The organism is Flavobacterium sp. (genome assembly GCF_036782315.1).
In the GTDB taxonomy this organism is placed as follows: domain Bacteria; phylum Bacteroidota; class Bacteroidia; order Flavobacteriales; family Flavobacteriaceae; genus Flavobacterium.
In genome coordinates this window covers 1-17464 of sequence record NZ_DAIPZK010000002.1, presented here as the reverse complement: position 1 = coordinate 17464, position 17464 = coordinate 1, and the positions used below count along the sequence as shown (strand labels likewise).

Below are 17464 nucleotides of genomic sequence, written 5' to 3'. Positions count from 1 at the left end.
GATTTGTAACCAAAACAAACTCAAAACCACTTTTAAAGTTTCTGATTTAATTAAAAAATCGTTTTTTAGTTTTAAATTATAATTAAAATTTATTTTAAGGTTTATTTTTTAAACTTATATATTCAATTTTGCTTCATCAAATTAAGTGAATCTAAAATTTTACTTAAACTTATCAACTCTTAAACATTTAAACTAAAAAGGTATGTGCGGAATATTAGCCATTATAGGAAAAGGAAAAGAAGAAGCTTTAGTGCAACAATTATCAAAAAGAATGAGCCATCGTGGTCCAGATGAAAGTGATATTCATGTAACAGAGAAAGGTCATATTTTGGCTCACGAACGTTTGTCAATTGTCGATTTACACACGGGAAAACAACCTATTCAAGGAACGGATTCCGCTTGGATGGTGCATAATGGTGAAATATACAATCACAAAAAGTTAAGAGAAACTACGTTGAAACATCACACGTTCAGAACTACATCGGATTCAGAAGTTATTGTGTATTTGTATGAAGAATTTGGTTACGATTTCTGTGATATGTTGGACGGAATTTTTGCTCTAGTCGTTATTGATGGTGATGATTACATCGTTGCTCGCGACCCGCTTGGAGTTAAACCTTTGTATTACGGAATGGATGAAAGAGGTCGTTTGTATTTTGCGTCTGAAATGAAAGCGATTGCCGACCAATGTAAATCATTTTCCACTTTTCCTCCAGGACATTATTACACCGAAAAAACAGGTTTCGTAAAATACTACAAACCAGAATGGGAAGCACACGAAAAAGCAGTAGAAAAATTAGATTTACAATCTTTAAACAAAACATTAACCCAAGCGGTTGAAAAACGATTAATGTGCGATGTGCCTTTTGGAGTATTACTTTCAGGAGGATTGGATTCGTCATTAATAGCGTCAATCACGTCAAGATTGTTACAAGGAACCGGACAAGAATTGCATTCGTTTTCAATTGGATTAGATGCTTCGGCTCCCGATTTAGTAGCTGCAAAAAAAGTGGCGGATTTTATTGGAACTACACATCACGAAATTCATTTCACTGTTGAACAAGGAATCGAAATTTTAGATAAGTTAATTTGGCATTTGGAAACCTATGATGTAACGTCAATTCGTGCCAGCACGCCGATGTATTTCTTGTCAAAAGCAATTACGGATAAAGGAATCAAAATGGTGTTGTCAGGAGAAGGTGCTGATGAAATTTTCGGAGGTTATTTGTATTTTCGAAATGCACCATCCGTGTTAGATTTCCAAAAAGAAACCATTGAACGTGTTCAAAAATTATTTACTGCCGATTTACTTCGTGCGGATAAATCAACTATGGCACACGGTTTAGAAGCTCGAGTTCCTTTTTTAGATAAAGCATTTTTGGATTTAGCAATTAAAATTCAACCCGAAGAAAAAATGCCAAAAACCTATGACGGAATTGAAAAATATATTTTACGAAAAGCATTCGATACACCCGAAAGACCTTTTTTGCCCGAAGAAATTTTATGGAGACAGAAAGAACAGTTTTCTGATGGAGTAGGTTACAACTGGATTGATACTTTAATCGAGTATTGTTCAAGCCAAGTAACGGATGAAGAATTTGAAAAAGCAAAACTGTTCTTTCCCTATAACACGCCAGTTACAAAAGAAGCGTTTTATTACAGAAGGATATTTCACAAGCATTTTCCACAAGAAAGTGCAGCACAAACGGTTCGCAAATGGATTCCAAAATGGCAAGAAAACCAAGATCCAAGCGGAAGGGCTAATGCAGCTCATGTTAAAGCAGATGTGTCTATTGCAGTAGAAAAAGTAATAGTTTAGTGTTTTTTATTAGGTTTGTTGTTTTGAAAGACCTCTTTAATTGCGTTTTAAAGAGGTTTTTTTTACTTCTTCTGTTTTGAGGAAATTAAAAAATCATCAAAAATTGAAAATAAAGCTGTTTTTATACGTTTTAAGACACTTTTGTTTAAAATTAACAAATGTTAATAACTTAACCAATAGTTGCAGTGGTTTTTATTTATTCTTTTTATCTAATTATATATATTTGTTGATGTAAAAATACTTTATTTAGCACAAATATTATGAGTGAAGAAAATAAAAAAGGTAGTTATTCGGCCGACAGTATTCAGGCGTTAGAGGGAATGGAGCACGTAAGAATGCGTCCTTCCATGTATATTGGAGATACTGGAGTTCGTGGATTACATCATTTAGTTTATGAAGTTGTAGATAACTCAATTGATGAGGCTTTAGCCGGACATTGTGATACTATTTATGTCGCTATTAATGAGGATAATTCTATTTCTGTTGAAGATAACGGGCGTGGAATTCCAGTAGATATTCACAAAAAAGAAGGTGTCTCGGCTCTTGAGGTTGTAATGACTAAAATTGGAGCAGGAGGTAAGTTTGATAAAGATTCTTATAAAGTTTCTGGAGGTCTTCACGGGGTTGGGGTATCGTGTGTTAACGCACTTTCTGACCATTTAAGAGCTACGGTTCACAGAGAAGGTAAAATCTACGAACAAGAATACGAAAGAGGAAAAGCGCTTTACCCAGTGAAGCAAATTGGTACTACAGATAAGAGAGGAACAATCGTTACTTTCAAACCTGATGGAACTATCTTTACACAAACTTTAGAGTATTCTTACGATACATTAGCAGCTCGTTTACGTGAACTTTCTTTCTTAAATAAAGGAATTACTATCACGCTAACAGATAAACGTGATATAGATGATAAAGGACAACCAAGAACTGAAACTTTTCATTCAAAAGAAGGTTTAAAAGAATTCGTTAAGTTTTTAGATGGAAATCGTGTGCCAATTATTGGTCACGTAATTTCAATGGAAAACGACAAAGGCGAAATTCCAGTTGAGGTAGCTTTGATTTATAACGAAAGTTATACAGAGAACATTTTCTCGTATGTAAATAATATCAATACGCACGAAGGAGGAACACACTTGCAAGGTTTCCGTATGGGATTAACTCGTACGTTGAAAAAATATGCCGATGCTTCTGGATTGTTAGATAAATTGAAATTCGAAATTTCGGGTGACGATTTCCGTGAAGGTTTAACTGCGATTATTTCGGTAAAAGTAGCAGAGCCTCAATTCGAAGGTCAAACAAAAACCAAATTGGGAAATAGAGAAGTAGTTTCTCCGGTTTCACAAGCGGTAGCTGAAATGCTTGAAAATTATTTGGAAGAAAATCCAAACGACGCAAAAATCATTGTTCAAAAAGTAATTTTGGCAGCTCAAGCTCGTCATGCGGCTAAGAAAGCGCGTGAAATGGTACAACGTAAAACCGTTATGGGCGGTGGAGGTTTACCTGGTAAATTATCGGATTGTTCGGAACAAGATCCAGCAAGATGTGAGATTTTCCTTGTCGAGGGAGATTCGGCAGGTGGAACTGCAAAACAAGGGCGTGATAGAGCGTTTCAAGCAATTTTACCATTACGTGGTAAGATTTTGAATGTAGAAAAAGCGATGCAACATAAAGTATTTGAAAATGAAGAGATTCGTAATATTTTCACCGCTTTAGGAGTAACAGTTGGAACAGAAGAAGATAGTAAAGCTTTAAATTTATCAAAATTAAGATATCATAAAGTAGTTATCATGTGTGATGCCGATGTTGATGGTTCTCACATTGCTACTTTGATTTTAACGTTCTTCTTTAGATATATGAAAGAGTTAATTGAAAACGGACACGTTTATATTGCAACTCCACCTTTATATATGGTGAAGAAAGGAAACAAAAAAGAATACGCTTGGAGTGACGATCAACGTGATTTAGCTAACGAAAGAATGGGTGGAAGTGCTGCAATTCAACGTTATAAAGGTCTTGGAGAGATGAACGCAGAGCAATTATGGGAAACTACCATGAATCCTGATTTCAGAACGTTACGCCAAGTAACTATCGATAGCTTATCAGAAGCGGATAGAATTTTCTCTATGTTAATGGGTGATGAAGTACCACCTCGTAGAGAATTTATTGAGAAAAATGCTGCTTACGCTAAAATTGATGCGTAAATCAGTTGTTATAATAGGATTCGTTGCAGCTTTCTTTTTTACGCAAAAAAGTAAGGCTCAAACGCCTCAAGAAATTGAACAAATAGGGTATCTGTTGTCAGATGCCCTTTTGTATTCCGAACAATACATAGTTCCGGCTACAGATGCAGCCGTTTATCAAGCATCAGCGGCTTGGGTGATGTCGCCTAAGAAACGAAAAAAATGGGATGTGAATTTGGGTTTACATACGAATGTTTTTTTTGTTCCAAAAGCGGATAGAACGTTTCAAATTCAAAATTCCGATTTTCAATTTTTTGAGATTGAAGGGGCAACTTCTGCGACTGTACCAACGGCTCTAGGAAATGATAATCAAGTGTATTTGGTTGGAGAATTAGGAGGGGAACAAATTCGTTTGAAAACTCCTGAAGGTATTAATCAAGAAACGGTAATTTATCCGTATCTGCAAGGTGGAATCGAATTGCCTTACGGATTTGAATTTATCGCTCGATATTCTACAAAAACCAAATTGAAAAAAGGTAATTACCAAGTCTATGGTTTCGGTTTAAAACATAATTTTAGTCAGTATCTTCCAAAGGTTGAAGCTAAAAATATTTATTTTTCAGCTGCTGCTATCTATTCTAAAGAAGATATCAGTTTTGATTTTCTAGATATTAATACAGCTTACGGGAATTTAGGAATCAATAATTTGAATGGATTGGTAGATACCTTTCATTTTCAACTTAGTGCTTCAAAAGAATTCAAGCGTTTTGAGTTGATAGGGAATTTTATTGTAAATCACAGTTCATTTGAATATGTAGTTAGTGGCGAAAAAGGGTCGATAGAAGAGGTAATTCCAATTCAAAATGTAATTAATGGACTTTTAGAGCGAATTGCAAAAGATAAAACCAATGTCTTAGGAGAAATTTCAGGTAGATACCAAATAAGCAAAATTTATCTGCAAAGTTCAATTGCTTTTGGTAAATTTGTCAACGGAAATATTGGAGTACAATATCAATTTTAATTTAACAATTTTAATATACACAACAAAATGAAAGTAACAATAGTTGGTGCGGGTAACGTAGGTGCAACATGTGCAGATGTTATTTCGTACAGAGGAATCGCAAGCGAAGTAGTATTAGTAGACATCAAAGAAGGTTTTGCTGAAGGTAAAGCGATGGATATCATGCAATGTGCTACAACAACTGTATTCAACACACAATTAAGCGGAACAACAGGAGATTATTCTAAAACAGCTGGAAGTGATGTAGTAGTAATTACATCAGGTATTCCAAGAAAACCAGGAATGACTCGTGAAGAATTAATCGGAATCAATGCAGGTATTGTTAAATCGGTAGCAGATAATGTATTAACTCATTCTCCAAATGCAATTATTGTAGTAGTATCTAACCCAATGGATACTATGACTTACTTAACTTTAAAAGCAACTGGATTACCTAAAAATAGAGTAATTGGAATGGGTGGTGCTTTAGATAGTTCACGTTTCAAATACTATTTATCAAAAGCATTAAACAAACCAGCTAATGACGTCCAAGGGATGGTGATTGGTGGTCACGGTGATACAACTATGATTCCATTAACGCGTTTAGCATCTTACAACGGAGTTCCAGTTTCAAATTTCTTATCTCAAGCTGAGTTAGATAAAGTAGCTGCTGATACTATGGTAGGTGGTGCTACTTTAACTGGTTTATTAGGAACTTCTGCTTGGTATGCACCTGGAGCTTCTGTTGCTTATTTAGTAGATAGTATCTTAAACGATCAAAAACGTATGATTCCTTGTTCAGTATTCTTAGAAGGTGAGTACGGGCAAGAAGATATTTGTATGGGAGTACCGTGTATTATTGGTAAAAATGGTGTTGAGAAAATTGTTGATGTACAATTAAATGATGCTGAAAAAGCATTATTTGCAAAAAGTGCAGATGCAGTTCGTAATATGAATGCTGATTTAAAATCGGTGTTATAATTTTAATCCAAATAAAATTAAAAAACTGTCAAGAAATTGGCAGTTTTTTTTTGTTATTGCTATTTTTTAAAAATGGTTTAAAGATGATTTTCAAGGCTGTTTTTATGATTTTTTACTAATTAATTATTAGAATTTGAAATGGAATACGCACTTACAAGTGATTCATTATTAGTGTTTAATAAGGTTTTCTGATGAAACTTCTACAAAAAGGCTATTTTAATCCAAAATAAAATTGCTTAATCCTATTGTAAATTATATATTTGTCCGTTTTTATAAAATAGAATAAATAAATTTTAGAATAATGCAGAATAGAGGACTTATTAAATTTTTCGCAATTATCTTTGCTTTGGTATGTGCATACCAGCTTTCTTTTACATTCGTAGCGAATAGTGTAGTTTCTGATGCAAAAGCTTTTGCAAAAGGTGATACCGCTAAAGAACTACGTTATTTAGATTCTATCGGGAAAGAAGAAGTTTATCCAATATTTGGATTTACTTATAACAAAGTTAGAGAACAACAAATCAACAAAGGTCTTGACTTAGAGGGAGGATTAAACGTAATTCTTCAAATTTCAGTTAAAGATGTTTTAAAAGGATTGGCTAATAATTCTAAAAACCCAGCTTTCAACAAAGCGCTTGCTGATGCAAAAACAAATCAAAAAGGAAATCAAGATTTCATTGATGCTTTTTTTGAAGCTGCTAATGCTGCAAATTTAAAATTAGCTGATGCAGATGTTTTTGGAAACAGAAACTTAGATGAGGTTATCAAATTTGATATGACCAACAAACAAGTTGAGCCAATTATCAAGAAAAAAGTTCAAGAATCAGTAGAAAGTGCTTTCAAAGTATTAAGAGAGCGTATTGATAAGTTTGGAGTTACGCAACCTAATATTCAATTACTAGGAAATTCTGGAAGAATTTTAGTAGAATTACCAGGTGCTAAAGATGTTGATCGTATTAAAAAATTACTACAAAGTACAGCTCAGTTAGAGTTTTGGGAAACTTATAAAATTGAAGAAGTTGGACAATATTTAATGTCTGTTGAAGATGCATTAAAGAAAACAGAAGTTGCTGCTAAAGTTGCTCCTGCAAAAACAAATTCAATTGATTCTTTGTTAACAGACAAAGCAGATACAACTGCATCAAAAAACAGTCCTTTTTTAGGTAAAATGTTAGCGCCAGGTCAGCAAGGTGCTCCACACATTGGAACATTTGCTACTAAAGATACTGCTGTTATTAACGGATACTTAAAAAGAGCTGATATCAAAGCTTTATTACCTGCTAATTTAACTAACATTAGATTTGCTTGGGGTAAAACCAATGAGAAAAACCCAGATATTACAGATTTATATGCATTAAAAGGAACAAGAGACAATGTAGCACCTTTAAGTGGAGGTGTAATTGTTGATGCAACAGATACTTTTGATCAGTTAGGTAAACCAGCTGTTTCAATGCAAATGAACGGTAATGGAGCAAGAAAATGGGAACAAATTACAGGAGCTGTTTCTCAACAAGGAAACGCAATTGCAATTGTATTAGACAATATCGTTTACTCTGCACCAGGTGTAAGTAGAGGAGCAATTACAGGTGGAAGATCAGAAATTTCTGGAAACTTTACAATTGAAGAAACTAAAGACTTAGCAAACATTTTAAGAGCAGGTAAATTACCCGCTGCTGCTGAAATTGTTCAGTCGGAAGTAGTAGGACCATCATTAGGTCAAGAAGCAATTGATAATGGTATGTTATCGTTCATTATCGGATTCTCTTTAGTATTATTATGGATGGTAGTTTACTATGGTAAAACTGGTTTCTATGCTAATTTAGCGTTATTAGTAAACATCTTGTTTATTTTTGGAACTTTAGCAAGTTTTGGTGCTGTATTAACATTACCAGGTATCGCAGGTATCGTATTAACAATTGGTATGGCGGTAGATGCTAACGTAATTATTTTTGAAAGAGCAAAAGAAGAGTTAGATAATGGTAAATCAGTACAAGAAGCTACTGATTATGCATTTACTTGGAAAGGGGCAATGTCATCAATTATTGATGCTAACGTTACTACAGCAATTACTGCAATCATTTTATTAGTGTTTGGAACTGGACCAATTCAAGGTTTTGCAACAACATTATTAATTGGTATTTTTACTTCTGTAATTACAGCAGTTTTTGTAACAAGAATGTTCTTAGATTGGAGTTTAAGTAAAAATGAAAAATTAGCTTATTCAACATCATTAACTAAAAACTGGTTCAAAAACTTAAACATCGATTTCTTAGGTAAAAAGAAAATAGCTTATGTAGTTTCAGGTCTTTTAATAGTATTGAGTATTTTCTCATTAGTAACAAAAGGATTGAACCAAGGTGTTGACTTCGTTGGAGGTAGAACTTACCAAGTACGTTTTGATAAAGCGGTTTCTGCTCCAGAAGTTACAAAAGATTTAGTAGCTGTTTTTGGTAGCGCTGAAGCTAAAATTTATGGTAATAATAATCAGTTAAAAATTACTACTAAATATAAAATTGAAGACGAAGCTGAAGGAGTAGATAAAGAAGTAAACCAAAAGTTATATGAAGGTTTAAAGAAATATTTACCTGCTGATTTATCTTATGACAAGTTTGCTAACTTATATGAAGGAAAACAAATTGGTATTTTATCATCTGCAAAAGTAACAGGAACGATTTCAAAAGATATTAAAACAAACTCTTTATGGGCTGTTTTAGGATCATTATTTGTGGTGTTTGTTTATTTAATGATTAGTTTCCGTAGATGGCAGTTTGGTTTTGGTGCTGTGGCAGCGGTTGCTCATGACGTAATTATTGTATTAGGAATTTTCTCTTTCGGATATTCATTCTTACCATTCAATATGGAAATTGACCAAGCATTTATTGCTGCAATCTTAACTGTAATTGGATACTCGTTGAATGATACCGTAATTGTTTTCGATAGAGTTCGTGAATACTTAGATTATAACTCATCACCAGATTTCAAAGGATTAGTAAATAAAGCATTAAATACTACTTTAAGTAGAACGATTAATACTTCTGCAACAACATTGGTTGTGTTAATTGCTATCTTCATCTTTGGTGGAGAAACTATTAGAGGATTCGTATTTGCTATTTTAGTAGGTATTTTAGTAGGAACTTATTCTTCATTATTTGTGGCAACTCCGGTTATGGCTGATGCAATTGGTGAAAAAGAAGGTCGTAAAATGGCTGAATTCAAAAAAGAAGACTAATCAATTAGTTTACATGATATAAGAAAGTCCTGATTTATGTCAGGACTTTTTTTATATTTATATTTCTAAAATGATAACTTATGAAAGCTAAACTGATTTTAATTGCTCTTGTGTTGGCTCTAACTTCTTGTAATATGAATGCATTATACGATGAGTTCAATCGTGATTTTTCAGATAATCGTTGGGAAGCTAGCGATGTGAAATCATTTGAGTTCGAAAACAAGCAATCTGAAGACGTTTGTGAGTTGAAACTTCACTTGGGACACTCGGGGTTTTCAATTCAACGAAGTGCCTTTAGAAGTCGAAATTACAACTCCTGATGGTAATTCGGAAAAGCTATCTGTAACAATGAAATTTACTGATGAATCTGGAAAAGATATTGGTGATTGTTCGGGTGATATTTGCGATCTTTTTCAAACCGTAAAAACATTTGAAAAGCTAGAAAAAGGAAAATATAAAGTCGCAGTTAAAAGCAATTTTGCGGGACCTTATTTGCCAAATATTCTAGGAGTAGGAATTGTTTTTGAAAAACAAAAATAAAAAAGCGGTTAGAATTTCTAACCGCTTTAGATATATATAAATCTAATTAAGCCTCTTTAACCACTTTCGCTTTCCATACAAAGTAAAATCCAATAAGAATAAACGGAATACTCAACCATTGCCCTGTTGAAAGTGCATTAAATAGGGTATATTGCTCAAAACCGCCTTGACTTTCCTTAACAAATTCTACCACAAAACGAATCGACCAAAGTAAGATTAAGAACAACCCAAATAAGTAACCCGCTTTGTTTCTTGCTTCGGTTTTCCAATATAAAAACATTAAAATAGCAAAAACAAAAACATAACAAATGGCTTCGTACAATTGCGCTGGATGTTTTGGTGTTACAGCAGCTAAATATTCTGCAAATTGTGGGTTTGTAGCAATCGCTTGATAAGCTTCATTTTTATCTCCTATTTGTGTTAATTGCATCGCATCATTCGGACTGTATTTGTCTCTTAAAAATTTAATTCCAAAAGCAGATGTAGTTTCAGTTCCTACGATTTCAGAGTTAAAGAAATTCCCTAAACGAATAAAAATCGCACCTAAAGAAACAGGAATTACAATTCGGTCTAAAATCCATAAAAACGAACGTTTGATAACTCTTCTTTGGATGTAAAACATGGTGATGATGATTCCAATTGCTGCTCCATGACTTGCTAATCCAGCAAAGCCTGTAAAATGTAAAGTTGGTTTTGTACTAATTGGCAATAAAATACTTAATGGGTCTTCGTGAAATAATTCAGATTGATAAAATAAAACATGTCCTAATCTTGCGCCAAGCATTGTTGCTACCAAAGTGTATACAAATAATTTATCTAAAGATTCGATTGATTCGTTTTCTCTTACGAAAATAGGTTTCATAACGTACCAACCTAATCCAAAAGCCAATACCCAAGAAAGGCTATAAAAACGTAACATGAAAAATCCTAAATCAATTCCTTCTGAAGGATTCCAAACCATATTGAGTGCGTGAATCATAATTTTTGTTTCTGATTAAAGTGTAAAAATAAATATTATTATTGGGAAACTTGTTAAAATTCCGATAAGAAATTTTTCAAAAACAATATCAATCCCGAAGCTTCGGGACAAAATTCAACGTCAAACTTGAAAGCTGAAGCAAATAATCAGGAACACAGATTGAAGGAATCAAGGCACAGGATCATACCCACTTCTTCCCCAAGGATGACAACTAAAAATACGTTTCAAAGCCAACCAACCGCCTTTAAACAAACCATGTTTCTGCAGCGCCTGAGTGGTATAAGTAGAACACGTAGGTTCAAAACGGCAAGTAGCCGGTGTAAAAGGTGAAATCCCAACCTGATAAAATCGAACCAATAAAACAAATGGATAAACAAACCATTGTTTTAGAGTTTTCGGATATTTCGATTGATGTTGGCTACACATAAAAAATGATTAAAAAAAAGAACCTCAATTGAGATTCTTTGTATTGTTAAAAGGTAAAACTAGTTCCTTCTTTTCCGTCTTTTAATTGAATACCTAACGCTAACAATTGGTCACGAATTTGATCCGATAAAGCAAAGTTTTTGTTCGCTCTTGCTTCGTTTCGCATGCCAATTAACATTTCAACAACACCACTTAATTTTTCAGTGGTATTTGAATTTCCTGACCCTTCATTACTAATTCCTAATACATCAAACAAGAAACTTGAAATCGTTTTTTCTAAAAGTCGAATGTCTTCCGCAGTTAACGATTCTTTTCCGTCGTTAACCAAATTGATGAAACGCGCACCTTCAAATAATTGTGCAATTAAAATAGGCGTGTTAAAATCGTCGTTCATCGCATCATAACAACTTTGTTTCCAACTTGCAATATCTAAAGTAGAAATAGTACTAGCTTTCAACATCGGAATTAATTTGTACGATTCCATTAAACGAGAATAGCCTTTTTCACTTGCTAACATCGCATCGTTCGAAATATCTAAAACACTTCTGTAATGCGCTTGTAAGAAACAAAAACGTACAATATTCGGTTGGAATGGTTTCTCAAAAAACGTGTTTTCACCTGTAACCAATTCCATTGGAAGAATATAGTTTCCTGTCGATTTACTCATGCGCAAACCATTCATGGTTAGCATATTGGTATGCATCCAAAAATTCACTGGTGAATGTCCGTTACAAGCTTTTCCTTGCGCTACTTCACACTCATGATGCGGGAATTTCAAATCCATTCCACCACCATGAATATCAAATGTTTCGCCTAAGTATTTCGTGCTCATTGCTGTACACTCTAAATGCCAACCTGGAAAACCTTCACCCCAAGGGGAGTTCCAACGCATAATGTGTGCTGGAGATGCATTTTTCCACAGGGCAAAATCTTGCGGATTTTTCTTTTCGTTTTGGCCGTCTAAGTCGCGCGTATTGGCAAAAAGTTCTTCGATGTTACGGTTACTCAATTCGCCATAATTCATCCCTTTTTGGTTGTAAGCAAATACGTCAAAATAAACCGAACCGTTGCTTTCGTATGCAAATCCAGTATCAATCAATTTTTGAGTTAATTCAATTTGCTCTAAAATATGTCCCGTTGCTGTTGGTTCAATCGTAGGCGGAAGAAAATTAAACGTATCCAAAACCTTATGAAAATCCACCGTATATTTTTGTACGATTTCCATAGGTTCTAATTTCTCCAAGCGCGATTGTTTCACAAAACGGTCGTTATCCACATCACCATCATCGGTTAAGTGTCCTGCATCGGTAATGTTTCTAACGTATCTTACTTTATAATCTAAATGTTGTAAATAACGAAAAATCACATCAAAACTCATAAACGTACGTACGTTTCCTAAGTGCACATTGCTGTAAACCGTTGGTCCGCAAACATACATTCCAATATTTCCCTCATGAATAGGAGTAAAGGTTTCTTTCTCACCCGAAAGCGTGTTGTATATTTTTAACGTTTGATTTTTGTATAATTCCATTATGCTATTTTTTTGAAGCTATTCCTGTTATTCATTACAAGTCCTCGCAAAAAAATCTGTTTTTATAAGTTTTAAAAAGTGCTTCTTGGGTCGCATTTTTAAAACAACAAAAACTATATTTTTATTGCTGTGGGCTTTTCATTACTATCAGGGCTATTTTTAGTTTTGAGTTGACAGTCTCAGTTTTCAGTTGTCGATTATTGTATTGTTTTAAGTTTCAGGTTTCAAGTTTTCTGTCCCGAAGCTTCGGGATTGTCATTCCGAGCTTGCAAGGAATCTCCTAATCCTAGGCAATCTCTAAACAAAGTTTATCCAAAACTTCCATCTTCCAGCATCCAACATCCAGCCTAAAACTGCGTATCCAATTTAATATAATCCAAAAACTCTCTTCTTACTTTATCTTCTTTGAATTTTCCACCAAATTCAGCAGTAACTGTACTACTTTCAATATCGCGAATTCCTCTAGAGTTTACACATAAGTGTTTTGCATCAATCACACAAGCTACATCTTCAGTTCCTAAAACTTTTTGAAGTTCTTGAACAATTTGAATATTCAAACGCTCTTGTACTTGAGGACGTTTTGCATAGTAATCTACAATTCGGTTCATTTTAGATAAACCTACAACTGTCCCATTAGAAATATAAGCCACATGAGCGCGACCTACAATAGGTAATAAATGATGCTCACAAGTTGAATACACTACAATGTTTTTTTCAACTAACATTTCGCCATACTTATATTTATTATCAAAAGTAGACGAACCAGGTTTTTTATTTGGATTTAAACCTCCAAATATTTCTTTAACAAACATTTTAGCAACACGATTAGGGGTACCTTTCAAACTGTCATCGGTTAAATCTAAACCTAAAGTGTTTAATATATGTTCAACATCTTTTTTAATCAATTCAATTTTTTCATCATCAGAAATAGCAAACGCATCTTCTCTCAATGGAGTTTGTGCACTTGTTGCAATATGATCGTTTCCTATTTCGTCCTGAAAATCCTCGTTTTGTGTCATTTTACTAATTAGTTTTGATAGCAATTTTAAAAGTGATGCAAAGATAAATAATAAACTTTAAAAATAATTTGTAAATGTTAATTATTAAAAAAAAAGTGCACAGCTTTAAATTTTTGTTAAATTTGTGATTCTATTAATTAATTATCAAACTATAAAAATGAAAAAATTTTTACTTTTAAGTATTATGTTTTTGTTCCATTTTGGATTTTCACAGTCCAAAATAGATGACAAATCCCCTATTTTAAAAGGAATCAAGGTTGAGAGTGTTCAAGATTCCAAATTAAGTTTTATTAATAATGCCAAAATCACTTGGGATTTTTCAACTCTTAATTTAAATAAAAAAAATGTTTCTATTGAAGTGGTTACCATATATGATTGCTTCAATGGTGAAAATGCATCTGATTTTAAAGAAACTATTAAGGTTTTAAACAAAGAAAACTTTACAACTAAAGGTACTCGTGATTTAATTCACGTTCAAGTTGGAGCAAAATGTTTCAAATGGAGATTAGTTGTTACAGAAAATAACGAAACAAAAGTTTCTAATTGGTCTTACTTCTCATTTCTAAAATAGTGGAATCATGAAATTACTATTAAAAATAATCTTTATATTAAGTTTTGGTTATTCTTTTGGTCAATCTTCTACTTGTGCCAATGCAGCTGCAATGTGTTCAGGTAATCAAGGGCCATTTAATAATACTACTGGTGTGGCAAGTTTTGGTAGCTTGGGCTGTCTTGGGAGTACTCCTAATCCAGCGTGGTTTTACATGCAAGTTGGTACTTCTGGAAATATGAATTTTCAATTATCACAAATTAGAACTAGTACTGGAGCAGGAATTGATGTTGATTTCATTTTATGGGGTCCTTTTAACTCTCTAAATGGTATTTGTAACAATTTAGCATTGTATTCTCCTGGTTATACGGGAGCAAATAATGTTGTAGCATGTAGTTATTCAACCGCTGCTATTGAGAATTTTACAATTCCAAATGCGGTAGCTGGTCAGTACTACATGTTATTAGTAACAAATTTCTCAGGTCAGGTAGGAACATATACCTTAAATCAAACAGGGGGTACAGGAGCCTTAAGTTGTAGTATTGTTTGTGGTGTTAATTTAGGCCCTGATAGAATCTTGTGTGGTGCTGCAACCAATGTTACTTTGACAGCAAATTTCTTACAAGCACCTTCTGTACCAGGATCACCAGTTTATTCTTGGTTTAGAAATGGTGTTTTTCAATACACAACATCAACAAATACAACTGTAGTTAATCAAAGTGGTACTTGGAGAGTTAGCGTAACTAGGCCAGGATGTTCTGATATTGCAATTGATGACGTTGAAGTGCAATTTGGAGTTTCTGTGCCCTTTAATCCCGTAGGTCCAATAAGTAGCCCTGCTGGTCAGTGTAATCCCGTTTTCGATTTAACATCATATCAGGCTGCTTTAGTAGCACCTTATGATCCTACAAGTTATACTTTTACATACTATGATAGTCTTGGTAATGTAATTACAAATCCTTCAGCTTACACTACTAATTCTAGTACTACTATAGGAGTTGAGATTAGTGTTGGAGCATGTGGTAACTTTGATACAATTGATATAATTGTAAGTTGTACACCACCTACTTGTTCATTAACACTTACTTCTGCTTCAGGAACAAATAATCAGATAATTTGTCAAGGCTCACCTATAACAAATATAGTTTACACAACAAGTGGAAGCGCAACTGGTGTTACAGTTACTGGTTTACCAACAGGTTTGACCACAAATTATGCTTCAAATACTTTTACAATTAGTGGTACACCTACTCAAACTGGAAGTTTTAATTACACAGTAACAACAGAGGGTTGTACCGTGAATGCAAATCAAGTAGGTACTATTAATGTGGTTGCAGTTCCTGCAGTTCCAACAATTGCTTCAATTGCACCAACTTGTTCTGCTGATGGTTCAAGTGTAATTTCAAATTATAATAGTGGAGTTACTTATGTATTTACCCCATCAGGACCAGGAGTGATCTCAGGTGGTGAAATTTCCGGAATGGTAGTTGGAACAAGCTATACCGTAGTTGCAACTAATGGAACTTGTTCTTCAGCTTCATCGTCAAGTTTTGTTAATAACGTAATGTTGGTTACGCCAACTACTCCTACGGTTTCAGTTTCTGCAGAAACATGTACTTCTAACGGGGTGGCTACAATTACAAACTACAATGCTGGCTTATCGTATGTTTTTACACCTACAGGACCTACTGTTAATAGCTCAGGAGTTATTTCAGGAATGACAGTTGGAACTAGCTATACGGTTGTAGCATCTAATGGTAATTGTTCTTCAACTGCTTCTGCTACATTTAGTATAAATGCAATGTTGCCAACTCCAGCAACTCCAACCATTACCACTGTAGGACCTACATGTTCAGTAGATGGATCGAGTACTATTTCTAATTATAATGCAAGTTTAGTATATACTTTTACTCCAGCTGGACCTTCTGTTGGTGCAGGTGGTGCAATTACAGGAATGATTACAGGCACTAATTATACAGTAGTTTCAAATAATGGGACATGTTCTTCTGCATCTTCTGCTAGTTTCAGTAACGCTGCAGTTTTATCACTTCCTGCTGTTCCAACAGTTTCTATTGCTTCACCTACATGTTCTTCAAATGGTGTGGCAACTATATCTAATTACGTTGCTGGTTTAACTTATGTGTTTACTCCTTCGGGTCCAACAGTTAATACTAGTGGTGTTGTTTCAGGTATGACAGTGGGAGTAAATTATGTTGTGGCTGCAAGTAATGGAAGTTGTGCTTCTGCAAATTCAAGTTCATTTACCATTAATGCAATGTTAGCTGTACCTGCTACACCAACTATTACTTCTGTAGCTCCTACTTGTCTTGTGGCTGGAAGTTCTACAATATCTAATTATAATGGAACTTACACTTATACTTTTAATCCAGCTGGACCAACGGTTGGTGCAGGTGGTGTAATTTCGGGTATGACAATAGGTACCTCTTACACTGTAACTTCTTTTAATGGTACATGTACATCTGTTGCATCAGCTTCTTTCTCTAATTCTAATGTATTGACTAGTCCAGTCGCACCAACTTTATCAGTTGCTAATTCTCCTATTTGTTCTGGTGAAACAGCAATTTTCCAAATTAATGGAGCTGCTAATAATGTTGTATCTTATACTATTAATGGAGGAAGTGTTCAAACGGTAACATTAAATGCACAAGGTTTAGCAAGTGTACAATCAGTAAGTTCAAACTCTACTGTTTCAATTGAATTGACTAATATAAGTAATGGAAATTGTTCATTAGCTCTTTCTGATACTGCTAATGTAAATGTTCAACTTTGCTCTATTCCTAAAGGAATTTCTCCAAATGGTGATGGAAAAAATGATACTTGGGACTTATCAAATTACAACATTAAAAAAGTTGAAATTTTTAATAGATACGGAACCAAAGTATATTCTAAATCTAACTATGAAAATGAGTGGCGTGGTCAGTCTGATAGTGGAAATGAATTGCCAGACGGAACCTATTATTATGTAATTGATTTCACTGACTTAGAAACCAAAACGGGTTGGATTTACATTAATAGAGAACATTAATAAAAGTAAAATAAAGAGTTAATAAGCCTAGCTTGTTTTAAAAAATAAATATAATGAAGAAACTATTTTTAGTAGCTTTAGGAGCAATAGCCTTTTCGGTTGATTTACATGCCCAGCAAGATCCACATTATACGCAATATATGTATAACATGAGTGTTATGAAT

At 33.9% G+C, this 17464-nt stretch carries 13 protein-coding genes; 9 read left to right on the top strand and 4 right to left on the bottom strand.

What is annotated here, in order from left to right:
* The first annotated feature begins 202 nt into the window (after window positions 1-202).
* The 7 genes from asnB (at window position 203) to V7P59_RS01870 (ending at window position 9749) form a co-directional block, all read left to right on the top strand.
* A complete protein-coding gene (gene asnB, locus V7P59_RS01900) occupies window positions 203-1819 on the top strand; it encodes an asparagine synthase B (RefSeq protein WP_333808135.1) in 1617 nt (538 codons plus the stop codon).
* A 260-nt stretch (window positions 1820-2079) separates the two neighbouring features.
* Entirely contained in the window at window positions 2080-4020 is a 1941-nt protein-coding gene (gene gyrB / locus V7P59_RS01895) for a DNA topoisomerase (ATP-hydrolyzing) subunit B (RefSeq protein ID WP_333808133.1), read from the top strand.
* Window positions 4013-5020, top strand: coding sequence for a DUF6588 family protein (locus tag V7P59_RS01890; protein ID WP_333808131.1), 1008 nt, complete (start codon window positions 4013-4015; stop codon window positions 5018-5020). The genes gyrB and V7P59_RS01890 overlap by 8 nt, the downstream gene beginning before the upstream one ends.
* Window positions 5021-5047: 27 nt before the next feature.
* Window positions 5048-5980, top strand: a complete 933-nt coding sequence (gene mdh / locus V7P59_RS01885; RefSeq protein WP_333808130.1) for a malate dehydrogenase — start codon at window positions 5048-5050, stop codon at window positions 5978-5980.
* 301 nt (window positions 5981-6281) lie between these two features.
* Window positions 6282-9209, top strand: a complete 2928-nt coding sequence (secDF, locus tag V7P59_RS01880; RefSeq protein ID WP_333808128.1) for a protein translocase subunit SecDF — start codon at window positions 6282-6284, stop codon at window positions 9207-9209.
* A gap of 80 nt (window positions 9210-9289) precedes the next feature.
* Window positions 9290-9529 (top strand): hypothetical protein, encoded by a 240-nt coding sequence (locus V7P59_RS01875; protein WP_333808126.1) that lies wholly within the window; start codon window positions 9290-9292, stop codon window positions 9527-9529.
* Window positions 9498-9749, top strand: coding sequence for a hypothetical protein (locus V7P59_RS01870; protein ID WP_333808125.1), 252 nt, complete (start codon window positions 9498-9500; stop codon window positions 9747-9749). The genes V7P59_RS01875 and V7P59_RS01870 overlap by 32 nt, the downstream gene beginning before the upstream one ends.
* Before the next feature lie 46 nt (window positions 9750-9795).
* Here V7P59_RS01870 and lgt read toward each other — a convergent pair whose 3' ends face one another.
* The 4 genes from lgt to folE all read right to left on the bottom strand — a co-directional run bounded on the left by lgt (window position 9796) and on the right by folE (window position 13704).
* Entirely contained in the window at window positions 9796-10728 is a 933-nt protein-coding gene (gene lgt / locus V7P59_RS01865; RefSeq protein ID WP_333808123.1) for a prolipoprotein diacylglyceryl transferase, read from the bottom strand.
* Between the two features lie 168 nt (window positions 10729-10896).
* Window positions 10897-11154, bottom strand: coding sequence for a membrane protein insertion efficiency factor YidD (yidD, locus tag V7P59_RS01860; RefSeq protein WP_333808121.1), 258 nt, complete (start codon window positions 11152-11154; stop codon window positions 10897-10899).
* 46 nt (window positions 11155-11200) lie between these two features.
* Window positions 11201-12685, bottom strand: a complete 1485-nt coding sequence (gene cysS, locus V7P59_RS01855) for a cysteine--tRNA ligase (protein ID WP_333808119.1) — start codon at window positions 12683-12685, stop codon at window positions 11201-11203.
* Between the two features lie 347 nt (window positions 12686-13032).
* A complete protein-coding gene (gene folE / locus V7P59_RS01850; protein WP_333808117.1) occupies window positions 13033-13704 on the bottom strand; it encodes a GTP cyclohydrolase I FolE in 672 nt (223 codons plus the stop codon).
* Window positions 13705-13861: 157 nt separating this feature from the next.
* On the opposite strand from folE, the gene V7P59_RS01845 reads away from it, so the two are divergent.
* Window positions 13862-14275 (top strand): hypothetical protein, encoded by a 414-nt coding sequence (locus tag V7P59_RS01845; RefSeq protein ID WP_333808115.1) that lies wholly within the window; start codon window positions 13862-13864, stop codon window positions 14273-14275.
* Between the two features lie 7 nt (window positions 14276-14282).
* On the top strand, window positions 14283-17300 hold the full coding sequence (locus V7P59_RS01840) for a gliding motility-associated C-terminal domain-containing protein (RefSeq protein ID WP_333808113.1): 3018 nt from the start codon (window positions 14283-14285) through the stop codon (window positions 17298-17300).
* The last annotated feature ends 164 nt before the right edge of the window (window positions 17301-17464 follow it).

Coding starts and splice junctions, on each gene's coding strand:
- yidD (WP_333808121.1), bottom strand. CDS start 11,154: ATGTGTAGCCAACATCAATCGAAATATCCGAAAACTCTAAAACAATGG.
- V7P59_RS01845 (WP_333808115.1), top strand. CDS start 13,862: ATGAAAAAATTTTTACTTTTAAGTATTATGTTTTTGTTCCATTTTGGA.
- lgt (WP_333808123.1), bottom strand. CDS start 10,728: ATGATTCACGCACTCAATATGGTTTGGAATCCTTCAGAAGGAATTGAT.
- asnB (WP_333808135.1), top strand. CDS start 203: ATGTGCGGAATATTAGCCATTATAGGAAAAGGAAAAGAAGAAGCTTTA.
- V7P59_RS01875 (WP_333808126.1), top strand. CDS start 9,290: ATGAAAGCTAAACTGATTTTAATTGCTCTTGTGTTGGCTCTAACTTCT.
- folE (WP_333808117.1), bottom strand. CDS start 13,704: ATGACACAAAACGAGGATTTTCAGGACGAAATAGGAAACGATCATATT.
- mdh (WP_333808130.1), top strand. CDS start 5,048: ATGAAAGTAACAATAGTTGGTGCGGGTAACGTAGGTGCAACATGTGCA.
- V7P59_RS01890 (WP_333808131.1), top strand. CDS start 4,013: ATGCGTAAATCAGTTGTTATAATAGGATTCGTTGCAGCTTTCTTTTTT.
- cysS (WP_333808119.1), bottom strand. CDS start 12,685: ATGGAATTATACAAAAATCAAACGTTAAAAATATACAACACGCTTTCG.
- gyrB (WP_333808133.1), top strand. CDS start 2,080: ATGAGTGAAGAAAATAAAAAAGGTAGTTATTCGGCCGACAGTATTCAG.
- secDF (WP_333808128.1), top strand. CDS start 6,282: ATGCAGAATAGAGGACTTATTAAATTTTTCGCAATTATCTTTGCTTTG.
- V7P59_RS01840 (WP_333808113.1), top strand. CDS start 14,283: ATGAAATTACTATTAAAAATAATCTTTATATTAAGTTTTGGTTATTCT.